Below are 17,848 nucleotides of genomic sequence, written 5' to 3' on the forward strand. Positions count from 1 at the left end.
GGCGCCGGATGCTTGCGCGCTCAGGCGTTCTTGATGACGAGCTTGAGGGAGCCGGCGATGAAGACGGAGACGAGCAGGATGGCCGCCATGCCGAGCATGCCGGCGTCGTAGGATCCCGTCGCGTCCTTGAGGTAGCCGACGAGGTAGGGGCCGACGAAGCCGCCGAAGGCGCCGACCGCGTTGATGAACGCCAGCCCCCCGGCGGCGGCTGCCCCCGTGAGGAAGCTCTGCGGGATCGTGTAGAACACGGTGCGCGCCGAGATCGTGCCGACCAGGGCCAGGGTCAGGCACACCAGGGCCGGGATCAGCGCGCTGAACAGCACGGACGCCGCCAAGCCCGCCGCGCCGAGGACGAGCGCCGCGACGAGGTTGTCGATCTTCCTGCCGGTGCGGTCGACGTGCTGCGCCCAGGCCATCATGCCGACCGTCGCGAACAGGTACGGGACCGCCGCGACCCAGCCGACCGCGATGTTCGACAGGCCGTGGCCCTTGAGGATCTGCGGCAGCCAGATGCCGATGCCGTAGGAGCCGATGGTGAAGGCGAAGGTGATGGTGGTCAGCAAGACCACGCGCACGTCCCGCATCGCCGCCCAGAGATCCTTCTTGGGCTTCTCGTACGTCTCGCAGGCGAGTTCGTTGATCAGGGCCGTGCGCTCGTCGTCGCCGAGCCACGTCGCGTCCTTGGGCGTGTCGGCCAGGAACCAGAGGCACGCCACGCCGAGGAGGCAGGCCGGCAGCCCTTCCATCAGGAACATCCACTGCCAGCCGCCGAGGCCGAGGAAGCCGTCCATGCTGAGCAGCGACGCCGAGATCGGGCTGCCGATCAGCGACGACAGCGGGGTCGACGCCATGAACAGCGCGAGCACGCGCGTGCGGTAGCGGGCCGGGAACCAGATCGAGATGTACCAGATCACGCCGGGGAAGAACCCGGCCTCGAACACGCCGAGCAGGAACCGGATGACGTAGAAGCTCAGCGGGCCGACCGCGAAGGCGGTCGCAGCCGCAGCGATGCCCCACGTGATCATGATGCGGGCGAGCCAGCGGCGCGCGCCGAACTTGTACATCATGACGTTGCTCGGCACTTCGAGCAGGCAGTAGCTGAAGAACAGGATGCCGGCGCCCCAGCCGAACTGCGACGCGGTCAGGCCGATGGCCTGATTCATCTGCAGGGCCGCAAAGCCCACGCTGGTGCGGTCGAGGTAGTTGAACAGGTAGGCGAGGCCCAGGATGGGCACCAAGCGCCGCGTGTTCTTGGCGACCGCGCTCTCGAGCAGGTTCCGGTGGATGTCCGGCTCGACGCCGGGCGCGGTCGCGACAGCGACACTCATCGAATCCTCCCCGTTTAATGTCTTGCTCTCGGACACAAGGTCCGATTGGTTCGTCGCCCGCGCGGTTGCCGGACGGGCAGGCGCGGGGACCGTTCAATGTCTGTCAGGAGGGGGCTACGGGGTCCAATCGCTAATGTTCAGCGAACGATAACCGGGAGGAATTGATGGACCTGAGGGACCTCGCGTTCTTCGAAGTCATCGCGGGTTGCGGGCATCTCGGGCGGGCAGCGGAACGGCTCGGGCGGACGCAGCCGGCGCTGACCAAGTGCATCCAGCGCCTGGAAGCGTCGATCGGGGCGGAGCTGTTCGACCGTTCCGGCCGCGGCCTGCTGCTGACCCAGGTCGGCGAGGTGCTGCTGACGCGGGCGCGGCTGATGCGGACGGCGATGGACGAGGCGATCCGCGAGGTCGGCGAGTTCGCCGCCGGCACCGCCGGCCACGTGCGGGTCGGCACCGGCGCGACGATGGCCGAGTTCCTCCTGCCCCATGTCTGCCGCCAGCTCATCGCCGCAGCCCCGGGCGTCACCGTGGACCTGCAGATCGGCATGAGCGGGGTCCTGCGGACCGCCCTGCGCGAGAGCCGCCTCGATCTCGTGATCGGACCCGTCCTGCCGAGCGACGCCGACGAGTTCGCCCACGAGGCGTTCGGCACCGACGAGGTCGTGGTCGTCGCCGCCAGGGGCCATCCGCTCTGCGGCCGGCCGCTCGACATCGGGGATCTGAGCGCCTGGAAGTGGGTCCTGCCCGCCCGGACGGTCGCGATGCGGCAATGGCTCGACACGGTGTTCCAGGCGCACGGGACCGCCGGTCCCCAGGTCCAGATCGAGACGAACTCGATCACCATGCTGCCGAGGCTGATCGGCGAGACCGAGCTCCTGAGCTTCACCTCGACCCGCAACCTCCCGCCGGAGCGCCTCGGCAGCTGGGTCGAACGCCTGGACATCGACGCGACGACGCTGCGGCGACCGCTCGGCTGCGTCCATCGCCGCGACAGCTACCTCTCGCCGGCCGCGTCGCGGGTGGTCGCGCTGCTGCGCGACCAGGGCTCGCTCCTGCTGACGCAAGGTAGCCTCGGCTCCGGCGTCGCGGCGCTGACCGCGGGGCACGCCGCTCAGGGCTGGGTCGGGACGGCGTAGACGCGCGCCGCGGTCCCGCCGAACAGCGCGGCGACCTCGTCGTCGCCGGCCTGCCGCGTGAGGCGCTTGAAGGCATTCCACAGGGTGCCGTAGCTGGTGGAGCCCTTGTCGACCGGGAAGTTGCTCTCGAACATGCAGCGGCCCGGGCCGAAGGCGTCGATGCAGGTCTCGATGTAGGGGCGCCACGCCCGCGCGAGATCCTCGGACGAGGGCGGTGCCGCGCCGGCCTCGAACCCGAATCCGTTGATCCGCATGCCGAGGCCGCCGAGCTTGACCACGACGTTGGCGCATTCCGCCAGCGTTCGGATCGCCCGCGACCAGTGCGCGAAGACCGCGTCGCGCCGCCCTGCGTAGGCGCCGGCGCCGAGGACGCCGCCGCAATGGTCGAGCACGATGGTGGTGGCCGGGAACGCGCGGGCGAGGTCGGTCAGCTCGGGAAGCTGCGGGTGGAACAGCCACGCGTCGTAGCTCAGGCCGAGCGGGGCGAGGCACGCGAAGCCGGCCCGGAACGCCGTATCCGCCAGGAGGCCGGGCTGCCCGGCGCTCAGCGGATTCATCAGGCTCGCGTCGGCATCCCAGGTGGTGAGGTGGCGGATGCCGCGGAAGCGGTCGCCGCCCGCGCGGACATGATCTTCCAGCACGTCCGCGACCGCCGCCCCGAGTCTCAGGTCGGCGTACCCGACGATGCCGGCGCAGATCCGGGCCGGGCCGTAGAGCCCGCTCGCCGCCATCGCCGCGACGCCGTTGGCGAACTCGGTCTCCCCGACCACCTTGCGCGAAGGCGGACCGTCGGCGCGGTACATGGTCTGCGCCTGCATGTAGACGCTGGCCCGGACCGCGTGGCCGCTCTCGCGGATGTCGGCCAGGTACGCCTCGAACAGGTAGCGCCAGCCCGGCCGGTCCCACAGGTGGTGGTGGGCGTCGATGATCGGCAACTCGGGCCTGAGCGGCTCCTCGCGCCGTAGGGCGAGCCAATCGGGCCGGACGGGCAGGTAGTTCGGCGCTTGGTGCCCGGTCACGCAAGCCCGCCCGCTGCTGCCGGTGCGGTCGCGTCGCCCGCGTAGTCGCGCTGGGCCGGTCCGGTGTAGGTGTAAGGGATGCCGCGCGGCATCGGCCCCTTGATGCGACCGCCCTGCTGCGTCTGCTCCCAGGCGTGGGCCAGGATGCCGACCGAGCGCGACAGGATGAACAGGCCGCGACCGAGCGGCGCCGCGAAGCCGAGTTCGGCGTAGATCACCGCCGTCGCCCCGTCGATGTTCATCGGGATGCCCCGGCCCTTGCGGCGCCTCAAGGAGGCCTCGACGCCGCGCCCGATGTCGGCGAAGCGGCCGCCGACCACGCCCGTCCGCCGGGCCTCGTCGACGAGGGCGAGCAGCCGCGGCGCGCGCGGGTCGACCGGGTGGAAGCGGTGCCCGAACCCGGAGACGATCCTGCCCCGCGCGGCGATGAACGCGTCGAGCCCGGCCTCGACCGCGGCGTCGAGGACTTGGCCCGCGTCCATGCGCCGGGCGATGTCGGCGTAGAGCTCCATGCACTGCTCGCCCGCGCCGCCGTGGATGTCGTCGAGGACGTTGATCGCCGAGGCCATCGCACCGTTCAGCGGCAGGCCGCAGGTGACGGACATGCGGCTGATCGCGATGGAGGGCGCCTGCGGGCCGTGGTCGACGGCCGAGACCAGCGCCGCCTCCAGGAGCGCGCTCTCGGCAGGCGTGGGCATGGCGCCGCGCAGCATCAGCCAGATCATCTGCGGGAAGCTGACCGCGCCGATCAGCTGCTCGACCGGGTAACCGGCGAAGCGGATGACGCCCGGCTTCATGTCGATGATGGCCGTCGACCACCACGCCTCGGCGGCGTCGAGGATGGCGGCAGGGTCCTTGTCGCTCATGGTCGGAGCTCCTTGCGTGTGGTCGTCGAGGGTGGGGATCAGCTGCTGGAGCTCTCGGCGTGCGCCCGCAGTTCGGGTAGCCCGGGCGACGGCCCGACCGTCGGCCGGTCGGTCGCGGTGACGGTGCCGTGCTCCTTGAGGCCGGCGATCCGTTCCGCCCCGTAGCCGAGCTCGGTAAGCCAGCGGTCGGTGTCCTGGCCGAGCTGCGGCGGGGGCGTCGGGGCCGGGTAATCCTCGTCGAGCAGGAAGCCGGGGCGGGTGACGCGCATCGGCTGATCCCCGGTCACCGTCGCGTCGAGGGTCTCCACGAAGCGCCGGCCGGTCACCTGCTCCTCCGCGAGGATCTCCGGCACCGTGAGGACGCTGCCGGCCGGCACGCCGTTGGCGTTGAGCAGGGCCTCCCACTCCCTGGCGGTGCGCGCCTGGAGGGCGTCGTTCAGCGCCGCCGACAGCGCGGCGCGGTGGACCTTGCGGGACTGCCGGTCGGCGAAGCGCGGGTCGGTCCTGAGGTCGGGGCGTCCGACTAGGCCGCACAAGGTTTCGTACTGCTTCTGCTCGTTGGCGGCGATGTTGAGCGGGCCGCCGCCGGTCTTGAACGTGCCGCTCGGGGCCGCGGTGACGTTCTCGTTGCCCATCGGCTGGGGCTCGACGTTGCCGTTGAGGTGGTTGGAGACCACCCAGCCCATCGCGGCAAGCGTCGCCTCCAGCAGGGACACGTCGATGCGGCGACCGCGGCCCGTGGCGCGCTGCTCGACGAGCGCCGAGGCGATGGCGAAGGCGGCGGTGATCCCGGCGATGGTGTCGGAGATCGGGAAGCCGGTGCGCAGCGGCGCCGTGGCGGCGTCGCCCGTGACGCTCATGACGCCGGACAGGCCCTGGACGATCTGGTCGTAGGCCGGGCGGCCGAGCCAGGGCCCGTCCTGCCCGAACCCGGAGATGGCACAGTAGACGAGGCGCGGGTTGGCCCGCGCGAGCACGTCGTAGCCGAGGCCGAGGCGCTCCATCACCTTCGGCCGGAAGTTCTCCAGCACGACGTCGGCCTTCTCGACGAGCCGCAGGAAGATCTCCTTGCCCTCGTCCGCCTTGAGGTCGATGGCGACGGACTGCTTGCCGGCGTTCACGGCCACGAAGGACAGGCCCATCAGGCGCTCGGCCATCTTCGGGTCGGCGCCGAGCCGGCGGGCGAGGTCGCCGCCCTTCGGGTTCTCGACCTTGATCACCTCGGCGCCCATGCGCGCGAGGTGGTAGCCGCAGAACGGGCCGGCCAGCACGTTCGACAGGTCGAGGACGCGGATGCCTTGCAGGGGAAGCGTCATGGGATGATCCTCGTTCGAAGGGTCGCACGGTCGACCCGGGCGCAGCTCAGTAGAGGCCGAGCCACCGCCAGTAGGTCGCGGCGCAGAGCGCGTAGACGAGGCAGGCCAGGGCGCAGATGGCGACGCCCACCTTCGGGAAGTCGCCGACCGTCAGGCGTCCGGTGCCGTAGACGATGATGCTGGGCAGGGTGTTGTAGAACATCAGCAGCGGATAGCCGCCGATGATCATGCCGGCGGGCAGCGCCAGGGCGACGGGACTGATGTTGGCCGTGTCCGCCATCGCCAGGATGATCGGCAGCAGGGCGGTCGCCATCGCGGTCGTGCCGACGAAGATCAGGTGCAGGTACTGCACGATCAGCATCACCACGACGACCACGACCAGGGTCGAGGCACCGGCGAGCCCGAGGCCGTGGAAGATGGCGTCGGCCAGCCATCCCGCGGCGCCGGTCTTGAGCAGGATGTCGCCCAGCGAGATGCCGCCGCCGGCCACCAGCAGGACCTGCCAGGACACGCCCTTGTTGGCGTCGGCCCAGCTCATCACCCCGAACTTCGGCAGGAACAGCAGGACGACGCCCGCGAGGCACACGACGGTGGTGTCGAACCCGGTCAGGCCCTGCGTCGCCCAGAGCAGCGTGACCATCCCGAACACCAGGAGCGTGCGCCACTCGGGCGACGACATGCCGCCGAGCTCGTCCAGGTTGGCGCGGATCGTCTCGTCGGTCTCGGCCTGCCGCGCGTCGACCTCGGGCGGGAAGACCCGCTGGATGAGGCCCCAGGTGGCGAAGGTCATCAGCAGCGCCGGCGGGAAGCCGTAGAGCAGCCACTCGGCGTAGCTGATCGTGTGGCCGCCGGCCTTGGCGACGAACTCGACGGTGACGGGGTTCGGCACCGTGGCGGTGAGGATGCCGGCGCCGATCGTGGCGTTGGTCATCGTGAGCGTCAGGAGCAGGTTGATCGCGAAGGGGGAGCGGCCCGCGGTCCCGTAGAGCGCCAGGATGCTCAGGCACTCCGGCAGCAGGATCGCGGTCCGGGCGGTCGACGACGGGACGAGGAAGGCCAGCGCGATGTTGACGAGGGTCACGCCCAGCGTGATCCGCGTCGGGGCGGAGCCGATGCGCAGGAGGATGCGGTAGGTGATGCGCTCGGCCAGCCGCGTCTTGACCATGGCGGTGGCCAGCACGAAGGCACCGACGATGAGGTAGGCGGAAGCGGCGGAGAACCCTTCGAGAGCGCCCTTGACCGTGGTGATCCCGGACAGCGTGGCGGCCGGAACGACGAGCAGGCTCGCGACCGCGAGCGGGATGGCTTCGGTCAGGTACAGGATGAAGATGCAGCCGAAGAGCGCCAGCGCCTTATGGCCGGGCAGGGACAGTCCGGCAGGGGTCGGCGCCAGCCAGATCGCGGCCGCGACCAGCACGGCCGCGCCGACGCCGACGAGCTTGATCGTCGCGTGATCGGGGTCGGGCGGCGCAGCGGCGACCACGGGCGGCGCATGGTGCGCGGTAACGGCCATCGTCCCCTCCCGTAACGTTTCCTGCCGTTCCCGTAAGGCGACGCGGGACGTTCCGGTCCTCGGGGACCTGTTCTGCCTCGTCATCGGCAGGGCGCGCGAGAAGCGAGCCCAAGCCGCCAGCATGCCGATCTGGTGCTGGTTGTGCTTGTTCCAGGCAAGCTGCAGGCGGTCCAATCGCTAATTTTCAGCGACCGATAAGTCTGAGGAATGAGGGAGCGTGCCGCGCGGCGAACTGCCATGGCGGCACGACTGCGCCGATCGGTGCAGTCGTGCGCGCTTCAGCCGAGCATTCCGGCGCTGGTTCGGGTCACGCCATTCGCACCAGCACGTCCTCCTTCCACAGCACGCGGTGGAGGACGGCCATTGTGACGTGGCCGAGCACGACCGCCAGAAGGACGAAACCCATCCCGTAGTGGAGGAGGTCGGCTGGAGCCATCATCCAGGCGATCTTGCTGCCACGCTCCGGCATGATCGGGATGCCGAAGGGGGAGAAGCCCTTGCCCGATCCGTACTGGCGCATCAGGGCCATGCCCGGCACGACGACCATCAGGACGTAGATCAAGGCATGGCCGGTCGCCGCAGCGCGACCCAGGCGGCCCGGATGCGGCGGTCGTCGTCTCAGATTGGCCAGACCCCAGGCCCCACGCAGCAGCACGAGGACGAAGAGGGTGAAGCCCATGGTGAAATGGGTCCCGCCGACGAAGCGCGTGAGCGCCGTGTCACCGATGCCGACGTAGAGAAGCGCCCCCGCAAAATGCCAAGCGAAGAGCGCGGCCATCAGCCAGTGGAAGCCACGGCTGATGCGGCCGTAACGCTGCGACGTATCGAGCCAGTTGGCCATCGGCATTCCTCACGACCTGTGCGTTGTCCCGAACGGCGATGACCTTAACGCCATTCGAGGCCCGACGCAGGATTGCCTCGACAGGATCGGGATCGAGGCGAGGGAACCTCTTACACCATGCGGACGGGCGACCGGGCACGCGCTTGCCCTGACGGAGGCCCAACGCTTCCTGCTGCCGGGCGTGTCGTCGGACACCGGTCTCGAGGCCGACCTGATCCGCACGTCATCACCCCGACTCGAAATCGGTACCGGGTCCCTGCGCTGGTTCACACGCCGTCGGCGATCGGCCCCATCGGTCCTAGGCGGCCTTCGGCAGGGAGGTCATGTCGATGACGAAGCGGTACTTCACGTCGCTCTTAAGCATCCGGGCATAGGCGGTCTCGATCTCGCTGATCGGGATCATCTCGATGTCCGAGGTGATGCCGTGCTCGGCGCAGAACTCGAGCATCTCCTGCGTCTCCGCGATCCCGCCGATCAGCGAGCCCGCGAAGTTGCGCCGCCGCCAGATGACGCTGAACACCTGCACGTCGAGGGGCTTCTCCGGGGCGCCGACCTGCACCAGCGTGCCGTCGCGCTTCAGCAGAGCGAGATAGGCGTTGATGTCGTGGCTCGCCGCGACCGTGTCGAGGATGAAGTCGAAGCTCTCGCCTTGCGCGGCCATGGCGTCGGCGTCCTTCGAGATCACCACGGCATCGGCGCCGAGGCGCTTGGCATCCGCTTCCTTGCCCGGCGAGGTGGTGAACAGGGTCACCTTCGCACCCATGGCGTGGGCGAGCTTGAGGCCCATGTGCCCGAGACCGCCCAAGCCCACGATGCCGACCTTCGAGCCGGGACCGACCTTCCAGTGGCGCAGCGGCGAATAGGTGGTGATGCCGGCACACAGCAGCGGGGCGACGCCGGCGAGGTCGAGGTTCTCCGGGATGCGCAGGACGAAGTGGCTGTCGACCACGATGTGGCTCGAATAGCCGCCGAAGGTGTGGCCGCCGGTCTGCGCCTCGGGGCCGTTGTAGGTCGCGGTGAAGCCCGGCTCGCAGTACTGCTCCAGACCTTCCTTGCAGCTCGCGCATTCCCGACAGGAATCGACCATGCAGCCGACGCCGGCCAGATCCCCCGGCTTGAAGGTCGAGACCTCAGGCCCGACGCGGGTAACGCGCCCGACGATCTCGTGGCCGGGGACGCAGGGATAGAGGGTGTTCTGCCACTCGTTGCGGGCTTGGTGCAGATCCGAGTGGCACACGCCGCAATAGACGATCTCGATCTCGATGTCGGACGGGCCGGGATCGCGGCGCTGGAAGCTGAACGGTGCGAGCGGCGCCTCGGGGCTCGATGATGCGTAGCCGGTGCAGGTGAACATGCGGGCTCGTCTCCGGAGGGGGCCGGCGATCGCCGATCCTGATGCGGATCGCTATATATCGCACGGCATATCGGAGGCTAGCACTACCTCGCGCACATGGGCTGGGAGGGCCATCAGGCCCTGCTGGCCGCCCATGACGACAAGGACCACGCCCACGTCCATGTCATGCTCAATGCCGTGCACCCCGAGACCGGATGGTCGAGCGGCTGTTCGACGGTTTTCTCAATGGCGGGCCAACCCGGCCCACACCGGCCAACGACCGCGGCTCACGGCCCGACTCGGCGCCCAATCCCTTCGCCGGTGTTGCCGACGAGGCCCGCCGCAGCGCGGAGCGCGCGCAGGAGGACACCGCCCGGGATGACTGGTGGGACGAGCGCCGGGCCAGGGCCCGGGACTGAGGAGGGACCCGCGCCGATGGGCACGCCCGGATCCCGCCGCTATCCACGCCCTGCCACACGCCGCCTGATGGTGTCGGGAGCGGTCCGGCTGGCTGCCGCCCGAAGCCGCGAGGCCGAGATCCTGCAGCGATTCGCCTTGCGGCTGGCGATGCTCGACTGCACCCTGCCGCCGGCGCAGTTGCATGCCGCCCGTGAGGCGCTGCTGTTGGAGCAGGCCCATGCCCTGGCGGCGGTCCGCGCCCTCGCGCGTGCCGAGCGGCAGGCTGCGGCAGCTGTCACGATTCGGCGGCGCGGCGTTTCGGGTTATCCGACCGCCACAAGGTTCTCGGTGCCTCGCCCTCGGCGCCCCTGGCCAAGGCGATGGCGGCGTCGCCGGCTGCGACTGATGCCGTCCCCCCAACCTGGAGGCTGACATGGCGCTCGAACGTCGACCCATCCCGTTGCAGATCGGCTATCTGCTGCTGGCCTTCAGCGGCTTCGTAATCGCCTGCAGCCTGCTGGCACGCTGGCTTCCTTGAGACACGATCAGCCGTCGACAGGCAGGACGGTGTTTGGAGATTAACATAGCCTGCTATTCACGCAGATGTTTGGATCGCGCCCAACTAAGCCGTTCGGCGCGTGCAGCTTTTTGCTCCAAAGCGGAAGTCGCTTCGGTAGGTCATTTCGGCAGCAGGAGGCGAGAACTTTAAGAAAGTCGTTCGAGGTCAGGAACGGGAGTCGATGTCGTTCAGCCTTCCATGACGATGGGCCCATCGGGTACCAATACCCCCCGGCGGCGCCAGCGCATGTAAAGCTGGCCGACGACGAGGAGGGCACAGACGGCGAGAAAGGCGGCGCTGATCGGTCGCTCGACGAACACCGTCAAGTCGCCCTGCGACAGCAGCATGGCGCGCCGGAAGTTCTCCTCGAAGCGCGGCCCGAGCACGAAGCCCAGCAGGATCGGCGCCGGGTGGAAGCCAAGGATCAGCAGCAGGTAACCGAAGAGCCCGATCACCAGCGTCTCACCGACCTGGAACAAGCTGCTGCTCGTCGAGTAAACGCCGATGCACACGAAGAACATCGCGCTGGGGTAGAGGTAGCGGTAGGGGATCGTTAGCAGTCGGACCCACAGGCCGATCAGAGGAACGTTCAGCACCATCAGCAGGATGTTGCCGACCCAGAAGCTCGCGATCAGACCCCAGAAGATGTCCGGGTGCTGCGAGATCAGGAGCGGCCCCGGCGTGATCCCCTGGATGGTGAGCGCCGCGAGGAGAAGCGCCATCACCGCGTCGCCCGGGATGCCGAGGCTCATGGTCGGGATGAAGTCGCCCTGCACCGAGGAGTGGGTCGCGGTCTCGGGCGCGGCCACGCCTTCGATCGCGCCGCGACCGAAGCGTTCGGGCGTGCGTGAGAGTTTCTTCTCCGCGGCGTAGGCGACGAAGGAGGCGATCGTCGGCCCGGTGCCTGGGATGAGCGAGCACAGACTGCCGATCAGCGTGCCGCGCAGGATCGGCAGGACGGAGCGCTTCAGATCCTCCCCGCTCGGTCGCATGTCGCGCAGGCGCACGCTCGTGCCGCCGCCCTTCAGCGGCTCGACCTTGTTCACGCTCTTCAGGAACTCGGCGATGCCGAACAGCCCGAGTGCCAGAGCGACGATCTCGACACCATCGGCGAGTTCGGGCAGGCCGAAGGTGAAGCGCTCGTAGCCGGAGGTCACGTCGGTGCCGAAGATGCCGAGCAGGAGTCCGAGCGTCGTCATGGCGATGCCCTTCAGCGCGGAGCCGCGGGCCAGCGTTGAGCCGGCAAGCAGGCCCAGCAGCATCAACGAGCACACGTCCGCGGGCCCGAATTTCAGCGCAGCCTTCACGAGAAGGGGTGCGAAGAAGATCATCATCACGATGCCGAACGAGGCTCCGAAGAAGCCGCCCATCATCGTGATGGCGAGCGCCGTGCCGCCCTTGCCCTGTTTGGTCAGGGGGTAGCCGTCGAGGCAGGTCACGGCGTGCGGCGGGTGGCAAGGTAGGTTGAGCAGGATCGAACAGATCGCGCCCCCGTATTGGGCGCCGTAGAAGATGCCCGACAGCATCAGGATCGCGGCCACCGGTGGCATCGCGAAGGTGAGCGGCAGCAGAATCGAGATCGCCGCCATCACGCCCATCCCGGGCAGGACGCCGACGATGTTGCCCAGCAGCACGCCGGCAAAGCAAGCGAGGAAGTTGGCGGGCTGGAGCGCGACCTCGAAGCCGTGGGCGAGGTCTGATAGCGCCGTGCCGATCATGACACGCTCCACACGAACGGCGGCAGCTGAATGTGCAGGCCGTAGTAGAACAGGGCGCAGCCGAACGCCGCGATCAGGGTCGCGAGGATGCAGGCACCGCGCAGGGTCGTCGTGCGGTCGCCCATCGCCGAGATGAAGACGCATGCGAAGGTGCCCGGGAACAGGCCGGCGGTCCGGGCGAGAAGCAGGAAGGCGAGCATCCCGCCGGCGATGCATCCCCAGCCGCGCCACTCCGGCCGTGTGAGGTCGACCCGGTCGTGGTCGTGTGCGTCGGAGGATTCTTCTTCGGACAGCCCGATCCCGAGGCCGCAGGCCAGGAGGATCACGCCCATCGCGAGCGGGAAGGCGCCCGGCCCGATCGCGGCCAGCGTGCCGAGACCGTAGGTCGCCGACTCCGCGATCGCGCCGAGGCCAATCAGCGCGGTCAGGCCGCCGGCGTAGCGCTCCCGATGGCGCTGGATGGAATGAAGCACGCGTCCCTCCTGTTTTTTGGTTTTCGTTCTCGGACAAACGTGAGGCTTGATCATGCCGGGATCAGCCGCGTCCGAGACGATCAGATGTAGCAGGGGCCTTCGATCAGCGGATGGGCGGCGAGGAAGCGCTCGTCGACCTCGACGCCGAGGCCGGGGCCGTCGGGCGGCCGCACCTTGCCCTCGCCGTCGAGCTGGTAGGGCAGCCCCACTACGTCGTCGCGGAAAGGGTTGTGCTTGGCGACATCGCCCTCGAAGTAGCCGGGGTTGTCGACCGCCGCGAGCAGGTGGAGGGTGGCCACCATGTTGATGCCGGTGGCCGAGGTGTGCGGGTTGACGCCGATCTTCCAGGCGGAAGCGAGCGCCGCGATGCGCATCGTCTCGGTGATGCCGCCGGTCTTCGACAGGTCCGGCTGGACGAAGCCGAGATGGCCGGCCTGGAGGGCCTGCACGAACTCGTAGCGGGTGAAGTGGTTCTCGCCGGCCGCGAGCGGCACGGTGCCGAGCCGCGCCGCCTCGCCGTAGCTGTATGCGTCCTGGGGCGGAAACGGCTCCTCCAGCCAGCCGACTGCGGCGGCCTCGAAGGCCGGCATCACCCGGCGCACGTCGTCGACGCTGTACCCGGTATTGGCGTCGACCAGGATCTCGACCTCGTCGCCCAACGCCTCGCGCACCGCCTCGACGCGGGCGATGTCGCGCCGCGGACTGTCGCCGACGCGCAGCTTCACCGCACGGTAGCCGGAGGCGACGTGCGCCAGCGCCTCGTCGGCGAGTGAGGCCGGGTCCTGCCAGCCGAGCGAGATGCCGCCGGCATAAGCGGGCACCGCGCGGGAGGCGCCGCCGAGCAGCCGGTAGATCGGCCAGCCGCTCGCCTTGCCGCGGATGTCCCACAGGGCGATGTCGAGGCCCGACAGGGCCATCGCCGCGCCCGCGCCCATGCCGTGGCTGGCGAGCTGCATCCGGTAGACCCGTGCCCAGACGCCGTTCACGTCGAGGGGATCCATGCCGAGGACGAGCTCGGACAGCGTCGTGTCGATGAGCTTCGCGATGGCGCCGGGACAGCGGCCATGGTGGGCCTCGCCCCAGCCGACGAGGCCCTCGTCCGTCTCGACCTTCACGAGCACGGCGTCGCGCTTGACCGCGCGGCCGATGCCGAGACGGACGTTCTGGCCCTCCGGCACGCGGAAGGACACGGGTACGGACTGGATGCGGGCGATGCGCATGGGTTGCCTCAGGCGGACAGGATCTCGGGGTTGACGAGGTTCTTCGGGCGCTCGCCGCGCAGGATACGCAGCATCTCCTCGACCGCGCCGACGCTCATCGCGCGCAAACTGGTGCGCGTGATGCCGGCGACATGCGGGGTGAGCAGCAGGTTCGGGCAGGCGCGCAACGGATCGTCGGGCAGCAGCGGCTGCACGTCGAACACGTCGAGCGCTGCCCCGGCTATGGCGCCTGCGCGCAGGGCAACGGCGAGTGCAGCGGTGTCGACCACGGGGCCGCGGGCGACGTTGACCAGGACGGCCCCCGGCCTCATCCGGCCGATAAGCGCCGCGTCGATGAGGCCGCGCGTCGAGTCGGTGAGCGGGCAGGCGATCACCACCGCGTCGCTCTGCGCGAACAGGGTCCCCCCGTCGACCGCCGTCACGAGGCCGTCGAGGGTCGAGCCGCTGCGGGAGGTCCCGAGCACCCGCATGCCGAAGCCGTGGTGGGCGATTCGCGCGACGCGTCCGCCGATCTCGCCCAGTCCGAACACCCCGAGGGTGCACCCGCCGATCTCGGAGAGGTCGTCGGCGAGCGCCCGCGCGGCACCCCAGCCGTCGGTGCGGAGCGTCCCGTCGAGGCGCCCGAGTCTGCGGCGCAGGTGCAGCAGGGCTGCGAAGACGTACTCCGCCACCGCCTGCGTGTTGCTTCCGGGCAGGTTCGCCACCGGGATGCCCCGTGCCGTCGCCGCTGCGACGGGGATCATGTCGAGGCCGACGCCGTGGCGAACGATGCCGCGCAGGCGCGGTGCGTGGTCGAGGAGGTCGTCGGGCAACTTCACCCGCACCACGAGGCCCTCGGCCTCGGCGATGAGCGCCCTTAGGGTTACGGCGCTCGGATCGGGTGCGGTTAGCGGCTGGACATATGCCGCAAGCATCGCCTCGGCGTCCGGGTGGATTGGGTTGGTCAGGAGGACGAGAGGACGGTCGGTCATCGTGCGTTTCCTGATGACGCATCTCCCGCGACGACCGGGTTGACCAGGGCACCGAGGCCCTCGACCCAGGCCGTCATGGTCGTCCCAGGGCGGATCCAGGCCGGCGGCTCGCGCAGCGCGGCGATCCCGGCCGGCGTGCCGGTGGCGATCACGTCGCCGGGCTCCAGCGCCGTCCGCTGCGACAGGTGGGCGACGAGGTCAGCGACGGTGAACAGCATTCGTGCCGTAGTGGAGTCCTGAAGGACTACGCCATCGATCGACAGGCCGATCCGGAGCGCCTGCGGGTCGGACACCTCGTCGCTGGTGGCGATGTAGGGTCCGAACGGGCCGAAGGTCGCGACGTTCTTGCCCGGTCCGAAGCCCTCGCGGCGGATCAGCCCGCTGGCGCTCACATCGTTGAACACGCCGTAGGCGCAGACATGCGCGAGGGCGTCCTGCGCGCTCACCGCGTCGGCGCGGCGGCCGATCACCGCGGCGATCTCGGACTCGTAGGTGCAGCCGCCGATGCCGGGGGGCAGCACCACGGGCTCGCCCGGCCCGATCACCGTCCACGGCTCCTTCATGAACAGGAACGGCTCGGCCGGATGAGGTGCCCCGCGCTCGGCCAGCGCGTCGACGTAGTTGTGCGCGATGCCGAAGATCCGGCGCGGCGCCGGCAGCGGCGCGAGCAGGCGCACTGACCGCAGCGGCAGTCGCGCTGCTTCAGGGGTACCGTGGTCGTGCAGGCGCGCCGCGGCGTCGGCGAGGCCGGAGTGGATCAGGTCCATCACCCGCGGCGCCCGGCCGGCGAGTGCAGGCTGCATCAGCGGATGGGCGAGGTCCACGACCACGTCGTCGGGCCCCGCGGCGTCGCCGAGCAGGATGCCCGCCCGCTCCGCGCCGTCTTTCGTGAAGGTGACGAAGCGCATCGCCCCGACCTCAGGCGACGCGATAGCGGTCGATCACCGCGCGGTCGACCTCGACCCCGAGGCCTGGTGCGGTCGGGACCGTGACCTTGCCGCCGACCTGGCGGATCGGCTCGCGGGCGAGATGGTCGCGGAACGGGTTCTCCTCCTGCTCGAACTCGAGCATCGGCGGGACCGGGAACAGGCAGGGCGGCTGGTCGGGGATCGAGGCGAGGAAGTGGATGGTCGCAGCTAGGCCCACGACCGAGCCCCAGGCGTGAGGCACGCACTCGACGCCGTGCGCGCTCGCCATCGCTGCGATCTTCTTGCACTCGCTGATGCCGCCGGCCGCGCACACGTCGGGCTGGACGATGTCCATCGCCTTGCGCGTGATCGCATCGCGAAAGCCCCAGCGCGTGAACTCGTTCTCGCCGCCGGCCACTGCGATGTCGAGGGCGCGGGTGACCTCGACGTAGCCGTCGATGTCCTCCGGCGAGATCGGTTCCTCGAACCACTCGATGCCGAGCTCCTCCAGCCTGCGCCCCATGCGGATGGCGGTTGGCACCGAAAGCGAGTGGTTGGCGTCGACCATCAGGCGGATGTCCGGGCCGACCGCATCGCGCACGGCGGCGACGCGGGCGATGTCGCGCTCGATCGAGCCGAGACCGATCTTCATCTTCACGGCCCCGAAGCCGGCCTCGACGTAGCCGCGCGCCTCCTCGACCGCCTCCTCGACGAGGCGGTCCATGTCGGTGAAGTACAGGCCGGTTGCGTATGCATCGACTGAGGTGCGGAAGGCGCCGCCGATGAGCTTGTGCACCGGCTTGCCGACGCTCTTGCCGACGATGTCCCAGAGGGCGATGTCGATGCCGCTGATCGCAGCGATCGACATGCCCTTCGGCCCGTAATCCTTGATCCGGTTGTAGAGATCCTCCCACACGACCTCGACGTCGAACGGATCCTGCCCGACCACGCGGGGAGCGAGTTGGGTGTCGATGAACGCCTTGGCCACCGCGGAGGGGCCGTAGCACTCGCCCCAGCCGACGATTCCGTCGCTCGTCTCGATCTCGACCAGACAGGTGCCGCGAGTCTTGTACAGCCAGCCGCGCGAGGACGTGAACGGCCGCTGAATCGGCGTCGACACGACGTGGCAGGTGATTTTCTTGACTTTAGACACTGTTGCGATCCCGGTGCTTTCTTGAAAATCTCGGATTTTTAAGGTGCAACGCGTCGGATCAGGACTTGAAAACCTTCTCCGCCACGACTTTGATCGACTGTTCGATCTGATCGACTTCAGCCATCAGCGCGTCGCCGGTCAGCGAGGCGATGAGGAAGGCGTTGCGGTCGGCGAAATCCTTGAAGCGCTGGTCCTGGATCGCCGCCGAGAAGGCGTCGACCAGCTTTGTGCGCACCTCGGGCGGGAGCTTGGCCGGGCCGACGACGTAGGCCATCTGCACGACGTGACCGAACGGGAACACGTCGTAGCCGTGCTCCTTGAACGTCGGCACGCCGGGGAACTGCGGCAGGCGCTCCTCGGCAAACAGGCCGAGCGCGCGAACAAGACCTTGCTGAAGTTGGCCAAGTGACTCCGAGGGCTTGAGCACCGCTGCCTGGATTTGCCCACCCGCGAGGTCGGTGATGACCTTGGCGCCCCCCGTATAGGGGGCGTTGATGTAACCCACGCCCGCCGCCCGCGCGGTCATCGATGCGAAGATGTGATTGAGATTGTAGTTGCCCGGCGTGCCGATCGAGACGCTGCCCGGGTTCTTCTTCATGTGCGCGAGGAAGTCGTCGATCGTCTTGTATGGGCTCGAGCCCGGCACGAGCAGCATCAGCGGGTCGATCGATACCCGGGCGATGTGCGTGAACTGTCCATTCTTCAAGGGCGTCTTGCCCTCGGCCATGTAGGCCAGCGTCGAGCTTGTCCCCATGCCGAGCGTGTAGCCGTCCGCGTTCGCCGTTGCGACCCGGCGCAACCCGATCGCACCGGTGGCGCCGGGCTGGTTCTCCACGATGAGGGTGACGCCGCGTTCCCTCAGCAGGGGCTGGAGGCCGCGCGCGAGGATGTCGTTCGACCCACCCGCGTTCCAGGGCACGACGAAAGTGATCTCGCGCGCCGGGAACGTCGACTGCGCCAGCGCCGAACGTGCGCCAGTCGCGCCCAGGGCCAGAGTGCCGACGAGGCTACGGCGGGTGAGCATGGCGTTTCTCCCAATTGTTGTTTGCTATAACAATTGAGTTGGCTAGGATGTCAAGCGCCTTCCGCGACAGC

Annotated in this window: 16 protein-coding genes and 1 pseudogene; 3 read left to right on the forward strand and 14 right to left on the reverse strand. The window is 69.2% G+C overall.

Annotation, left to right across the window (positions count from 1 at the left end; genetic code table 11):
* Positions 1-20 precede the first annotated feature (20 nt).
* On the reverse strand, positions 21-1,328 hold the full coding sequence (locus ACFE8Y_RS08290) for an MFS transporter (RefSeq protein ID WP_375463919.1): 1,308 nt from the start codon (positions 1,326-1,328) through the stop codon (positions 21-23).
* A gap of 164 nt (positions 1,329-1,492) precedes the next feature.
* Between ACFE8Y_RS08290 and ACFE8Y_RS08295 the strand changes: the two genes are divergently transcribed.
* Positions 1,493-2,464, forward strand: a complete 972-nt coding sequence (locus tag ACFE8Y_RS08295; protein WP_375463920.1) for a LysR family transcriptional regulator — start codon at positions 1,493-1,495, stop codon at positions 2,462-2,464.
* Here the strand turns inward: ACFE8Y_RS08295 and ACFE8Y_RS08300 are convergent.
* The 6 genes from ACFE8Y_RS08300 to ACFE8Y_RS08325 all read right to left on the reverse strand — a co-directional run bounded on the left by ACFE8Y_RS08300 (position 2,440) and on the right by ACFE8Y_RS08325 (position 9,373).
* A complete protein-coding gene (locus ACFE8Y_RS08300; RefSeq protein ID WP_375463921.1) occupies positions 2,440-3,483 on the reverse strand; it encodes an amidohydrolase family protein in 1,044 nt (347 codons plus the stop codon). The genes ACFE8Y_RS08295 and ACFE8Y_RS08300 overlap by 25 nt on opposite strands.
* A complete protein-coding gene (locus tag ACFE8Y_RS08305; RefSeq protein WP_375463922.1) occupies positions 3,480-4,349 on the reverse strand; it encodes a citryl-CoA lyase in 870 nt (289 codons plus the stop codon). The genes ACFE8Y_RS08300 and ACFE8Y_RS08305 overlap by 4 nt, the downstream gene beginning before the upstream one ends.
* A 38-nt stretch (positions 4,350-4,387) precedes the next feature.
* Positions 4,388-5,665, reverse strand: coding sequence for a CaiB/BaiF CoA transferase family protein (locus ACFE8Y_RS08310; RefSeq protein ID WP_375463923.1), 1,278 nt, complete (start codon positions 5,663-5,665; stop codon positions 4,388-4,390).
* Positions 5,666-5,711: 46 nt separating this feature from the next.
* The gene (locus ACFE8Y_RS08315) at positions 5,712-7,178 is read right to left on the reverse strand and encodes an SLC13 family permease (RefSeq protein ID WP_375463924.1); all 1,467 of its coding nucleotides are present in this window, start codon (positions 7,176-7,178) and stop codon (positions 5,712-5,714) included.
* A gap of 307 nt (positions 7,179-7,485) precedes the next feature.
* Positions 7,486-8,019, reverse strand: coding sequence for a cytochrome b (locus tag ACFE8Y_RS08320; protein WP_375463925.1), 534 nt, complete (start codon positions 8,017-8,019; stop codon positions 7,486-7,488).
* Between the two features lie 298 nt (positions 8,020-8,317).
* Positions 8,318-9,373, reverse strand: a complete 1,056-nt coding sequence (locus ACFE8Y_RS08325; protein ID WP_375463926.1) for an NAD(P)-dependent alcohol dehydrogenase — start codon at positions 9,371-9,373, stop codon at positions 8,318-8,320.
* Positions 9,374-9,469: 96 nt separating this feature from the next.
* Here ACFE8Y_RS08325 and ACFE8Y_RS08330 point away from each other — a divergent pair.
* Positions 9,470-9,517, forward strand: a pseudogene (locus ACFE8Y_RS08330) (hypothetical protein); the annotation flags it as partial.
* A gap of 50 nt (positions 9,518-9,567) precedes the next feature.
* Positions 9,568-9,771, forward strand: a complete 204-nt coding sequence (locus ACFE8Y_RS08335; protein ID WP_375463945.1) for a hypothetical protein — start codon at positions 9,568-9,570, stop codon at positions 9,769-9,771.
* Between the two features lie 727 nt (positions 9,772-10,498).
* Here ACFE8Y_RS08335 and ACFE8Y_RS08340 read toward each other — a convergent pair.
* The 7 genes from ACFE8Y_RS08340 to ACFE8Y_RS08370 all read right to left on the reverse strand — a co-directional run bounded on the left by ACFE8Y_RS08340 (position 10,499) and on the right by ACFE8Y_RS08370 (position 17,777).
* Positions 10,499-12,028, reverse strand: coding sequence for a tripartite tricarboxylate transporter permease (locus ACFE8Y_RS08340; protein ID WP_375463927.1), 1,530 nt, complete (start codon positions 12,026-12,028; stop codon positions 10,499-10,501).
* Positions 12,025-12,501 (reverse strand): tripartite tricarboxylate transporter TctB family protein, encoded by a 477-nt coding sequence (locus ACFE8Y_RS08345; RefSeq protein ID WP_375463928.1) that lies wholly within the window; start codon positions 12,499-12,501, stop codon positions 12,025-12,027. Before ACFE8Y_RS08345 ends, ACFE8Y_RS08340 begins: the two co-directional genes overlap by 4 nt.
* Positions 12,502-12,581: 80 nt before the next feature.
* Positions 12,582-13,721 (reverse strand): mandelate racemase/muconate lactonizing enzyme family protein, encoded by a 1,140-nt coding sequence (locus tag ACFE8Y_RS08350; RefSeq protein WP_375463929.1) that lies wholly within the window; start codon positions 13,719-13,721, stop codon positions 12,582-12,584.
* 8 nt (positions 13,722-13,729) lie between these two features.
* Positions 13,730-14,692 (reverse strand): NAD(P)-dependent oxidoreductase, encoded by a 963-nt coding sequence (locus ACFE8Y_RS08355; RefSeq protein ID WP_375463930.1) that lies wholly within the window; start codon positions 14,690-14,692, stop codon positions 13,730-13,732.
* Positions 14,689-15,600 (reverse strand): fumarylacetoacetate hydrolase family protein, encoded by a 912-nt coding sequence (locus ACFE8Y_RS08360; RefSeq protein ID WP_375463931.1) that lies wholly within the window; start codon positions 15,598-15,600, stop codon positions 14,689-14,691. Before ACFE8Y_RS08360 ends, ACFE8Y_RS08355 begins: the two co-directional genes overlap by 4 nt.
* A gap of 10 nt (positions 15,601-15,610) precedes the next feature.
* Positions 15,611-16,753, reverse strand: a complete 1,143-nt coding sequence (locus ACFE8Y_RS08365) for a mandelate racemase/muconate lactonizing enzyme family protein (protein ID WP_375463932.1) — start codon at positions 16,751-16,753, stop codon at positions 15,611-15,613.
* A gap of 58 nt (positions 16,754-16,811) precedes the next feature.
* Positions 16,812-17,777 (reverse strand): Bug family tripartite tricarboxylate transporter substrate binding protein, encoded by a 966-nt coding sequence (locus ACFE8Y_RS08370; protein WP_375463933.1) that lies wholly within the window; start codon positions 17,775-17,777, stop codon positions 16,812-16,814.
* Between the last annotated feature and the right edge of the window lie 71 nt (positions 17,778-17,848).

The organism is uncultured Methylobacterium sp. (assembly GCF_964242245.1).
Classification (GTDB): Bacteria; Pseudomonadota; Alphaproteobacteria; order Rhizobiales; family Beijerinckiaceae; genus Methylobacterium.

What these genes read in the sequence shown, in the direction of transcription:
- ACFE8Y_RS08290 (WP_375463919.1), bottom strand. Translation starts at nt 1,328, where the DNA reads ATGAGTGTCGCTGTCGCGACCGCGCCCGGCGTCGAGCCGGACATCCAC.
- ACFE8Y_RS08295 (WP_375463920.1), top strand. Translation starts at nt 1,493, where the DNA reads ATGGACCTGAGGGACCTCGCGTTCTTCGAAGTCATCGCGGGTTGCGGG.
- ACFE8Y_RS08305 (WP_375463922.1), bottom strand. Translation starts at nt 4,349, where the DNA reads ATGAGCGACAAGGACCCTGCCGCCATCCTCGACGCCGCCGAGGCGTGG.
- ACFE8Y_RS08310 (WP_375463923.1), bottom strand. Translation starts at nt 5,665, where the DNA reads ATGACGCTTCCCCTGCAAGGCATCCGCGTCCTCGACCTGTCGAACGTG.
- ACFE8Y_RS08315 (WP_375463924.1), bottom strand. Translation starts at nt 7,178, where the DNA reads ATGGCCGTTACCGCGCACCATGCGCCGCCCGTGGTCGCCGCTGCGCCG.
- ACFE8Y_RS08320 (WP_375463925.1), bottom strand. Translation starts at nt 8,019, where the DNA reads ATGGCCAACTGGCTCGATACGTCGCAGCGTTACGGCCGCATCAGCCGT.
- ACFE8Y_RS08325 (WP_375463926.1), bottom strand. Translation starts at nt 9,373, where the DNA reads ATGTTCACCTGCACCGGCTACGCATCATCGAGCCCCGAGGCGCCGCTC.
- ACFE8Y_RS08335 (WP_375463945.1), top strand. Translation starts at nt 9,568, where the DNA reads ATGGTCGAGCGGCTGTTCGACGGTTTTCTCAATGGCGGGCCAACCCGG.
- ACFE8Y_RS08340 (WP_375463927.1), bottom strand. Translation starts at nt 12,028, where the DNA reads ATGATCGGCACGGCGCTATCAGACCTCGCCCACGGCTTCGAGGTCGCG.
- ACFE8Y_RS08350 (WP_375463929.1), bottom strand. Translation starts at nt 13,721, where the DNA reads ATGCGCATCGCCCGCATCCAGTCCGTACCCGTGTCCTTCCGCGTGCCG.
- ACFE8Y_RS08355 (WP_375463930.1), bottom strand. Translation starts at nt 14,692, where the DNA reads ATGACCGACCGTCCTCTCGTCCTCCTGACCAACCCAATCCACCCGGAC.
- ACFE8Y_RS08360 (WP_375463931.1), bottom strand. Translation starts at nt 15,600, where the DNA reads ATGCGCTTCGTCACCTTCACGAAAGACGGCGCGGAGCGGGCGGGCATC.
- ACFE8Y_RS08370 (WP_375463933.1), bottom strand. Translation starts at nt 17,777, where the DNA reads ATGCTCACCCGCCGTAGCCTCGTCGGCACTCTGGCCCTGGGCGCGACT.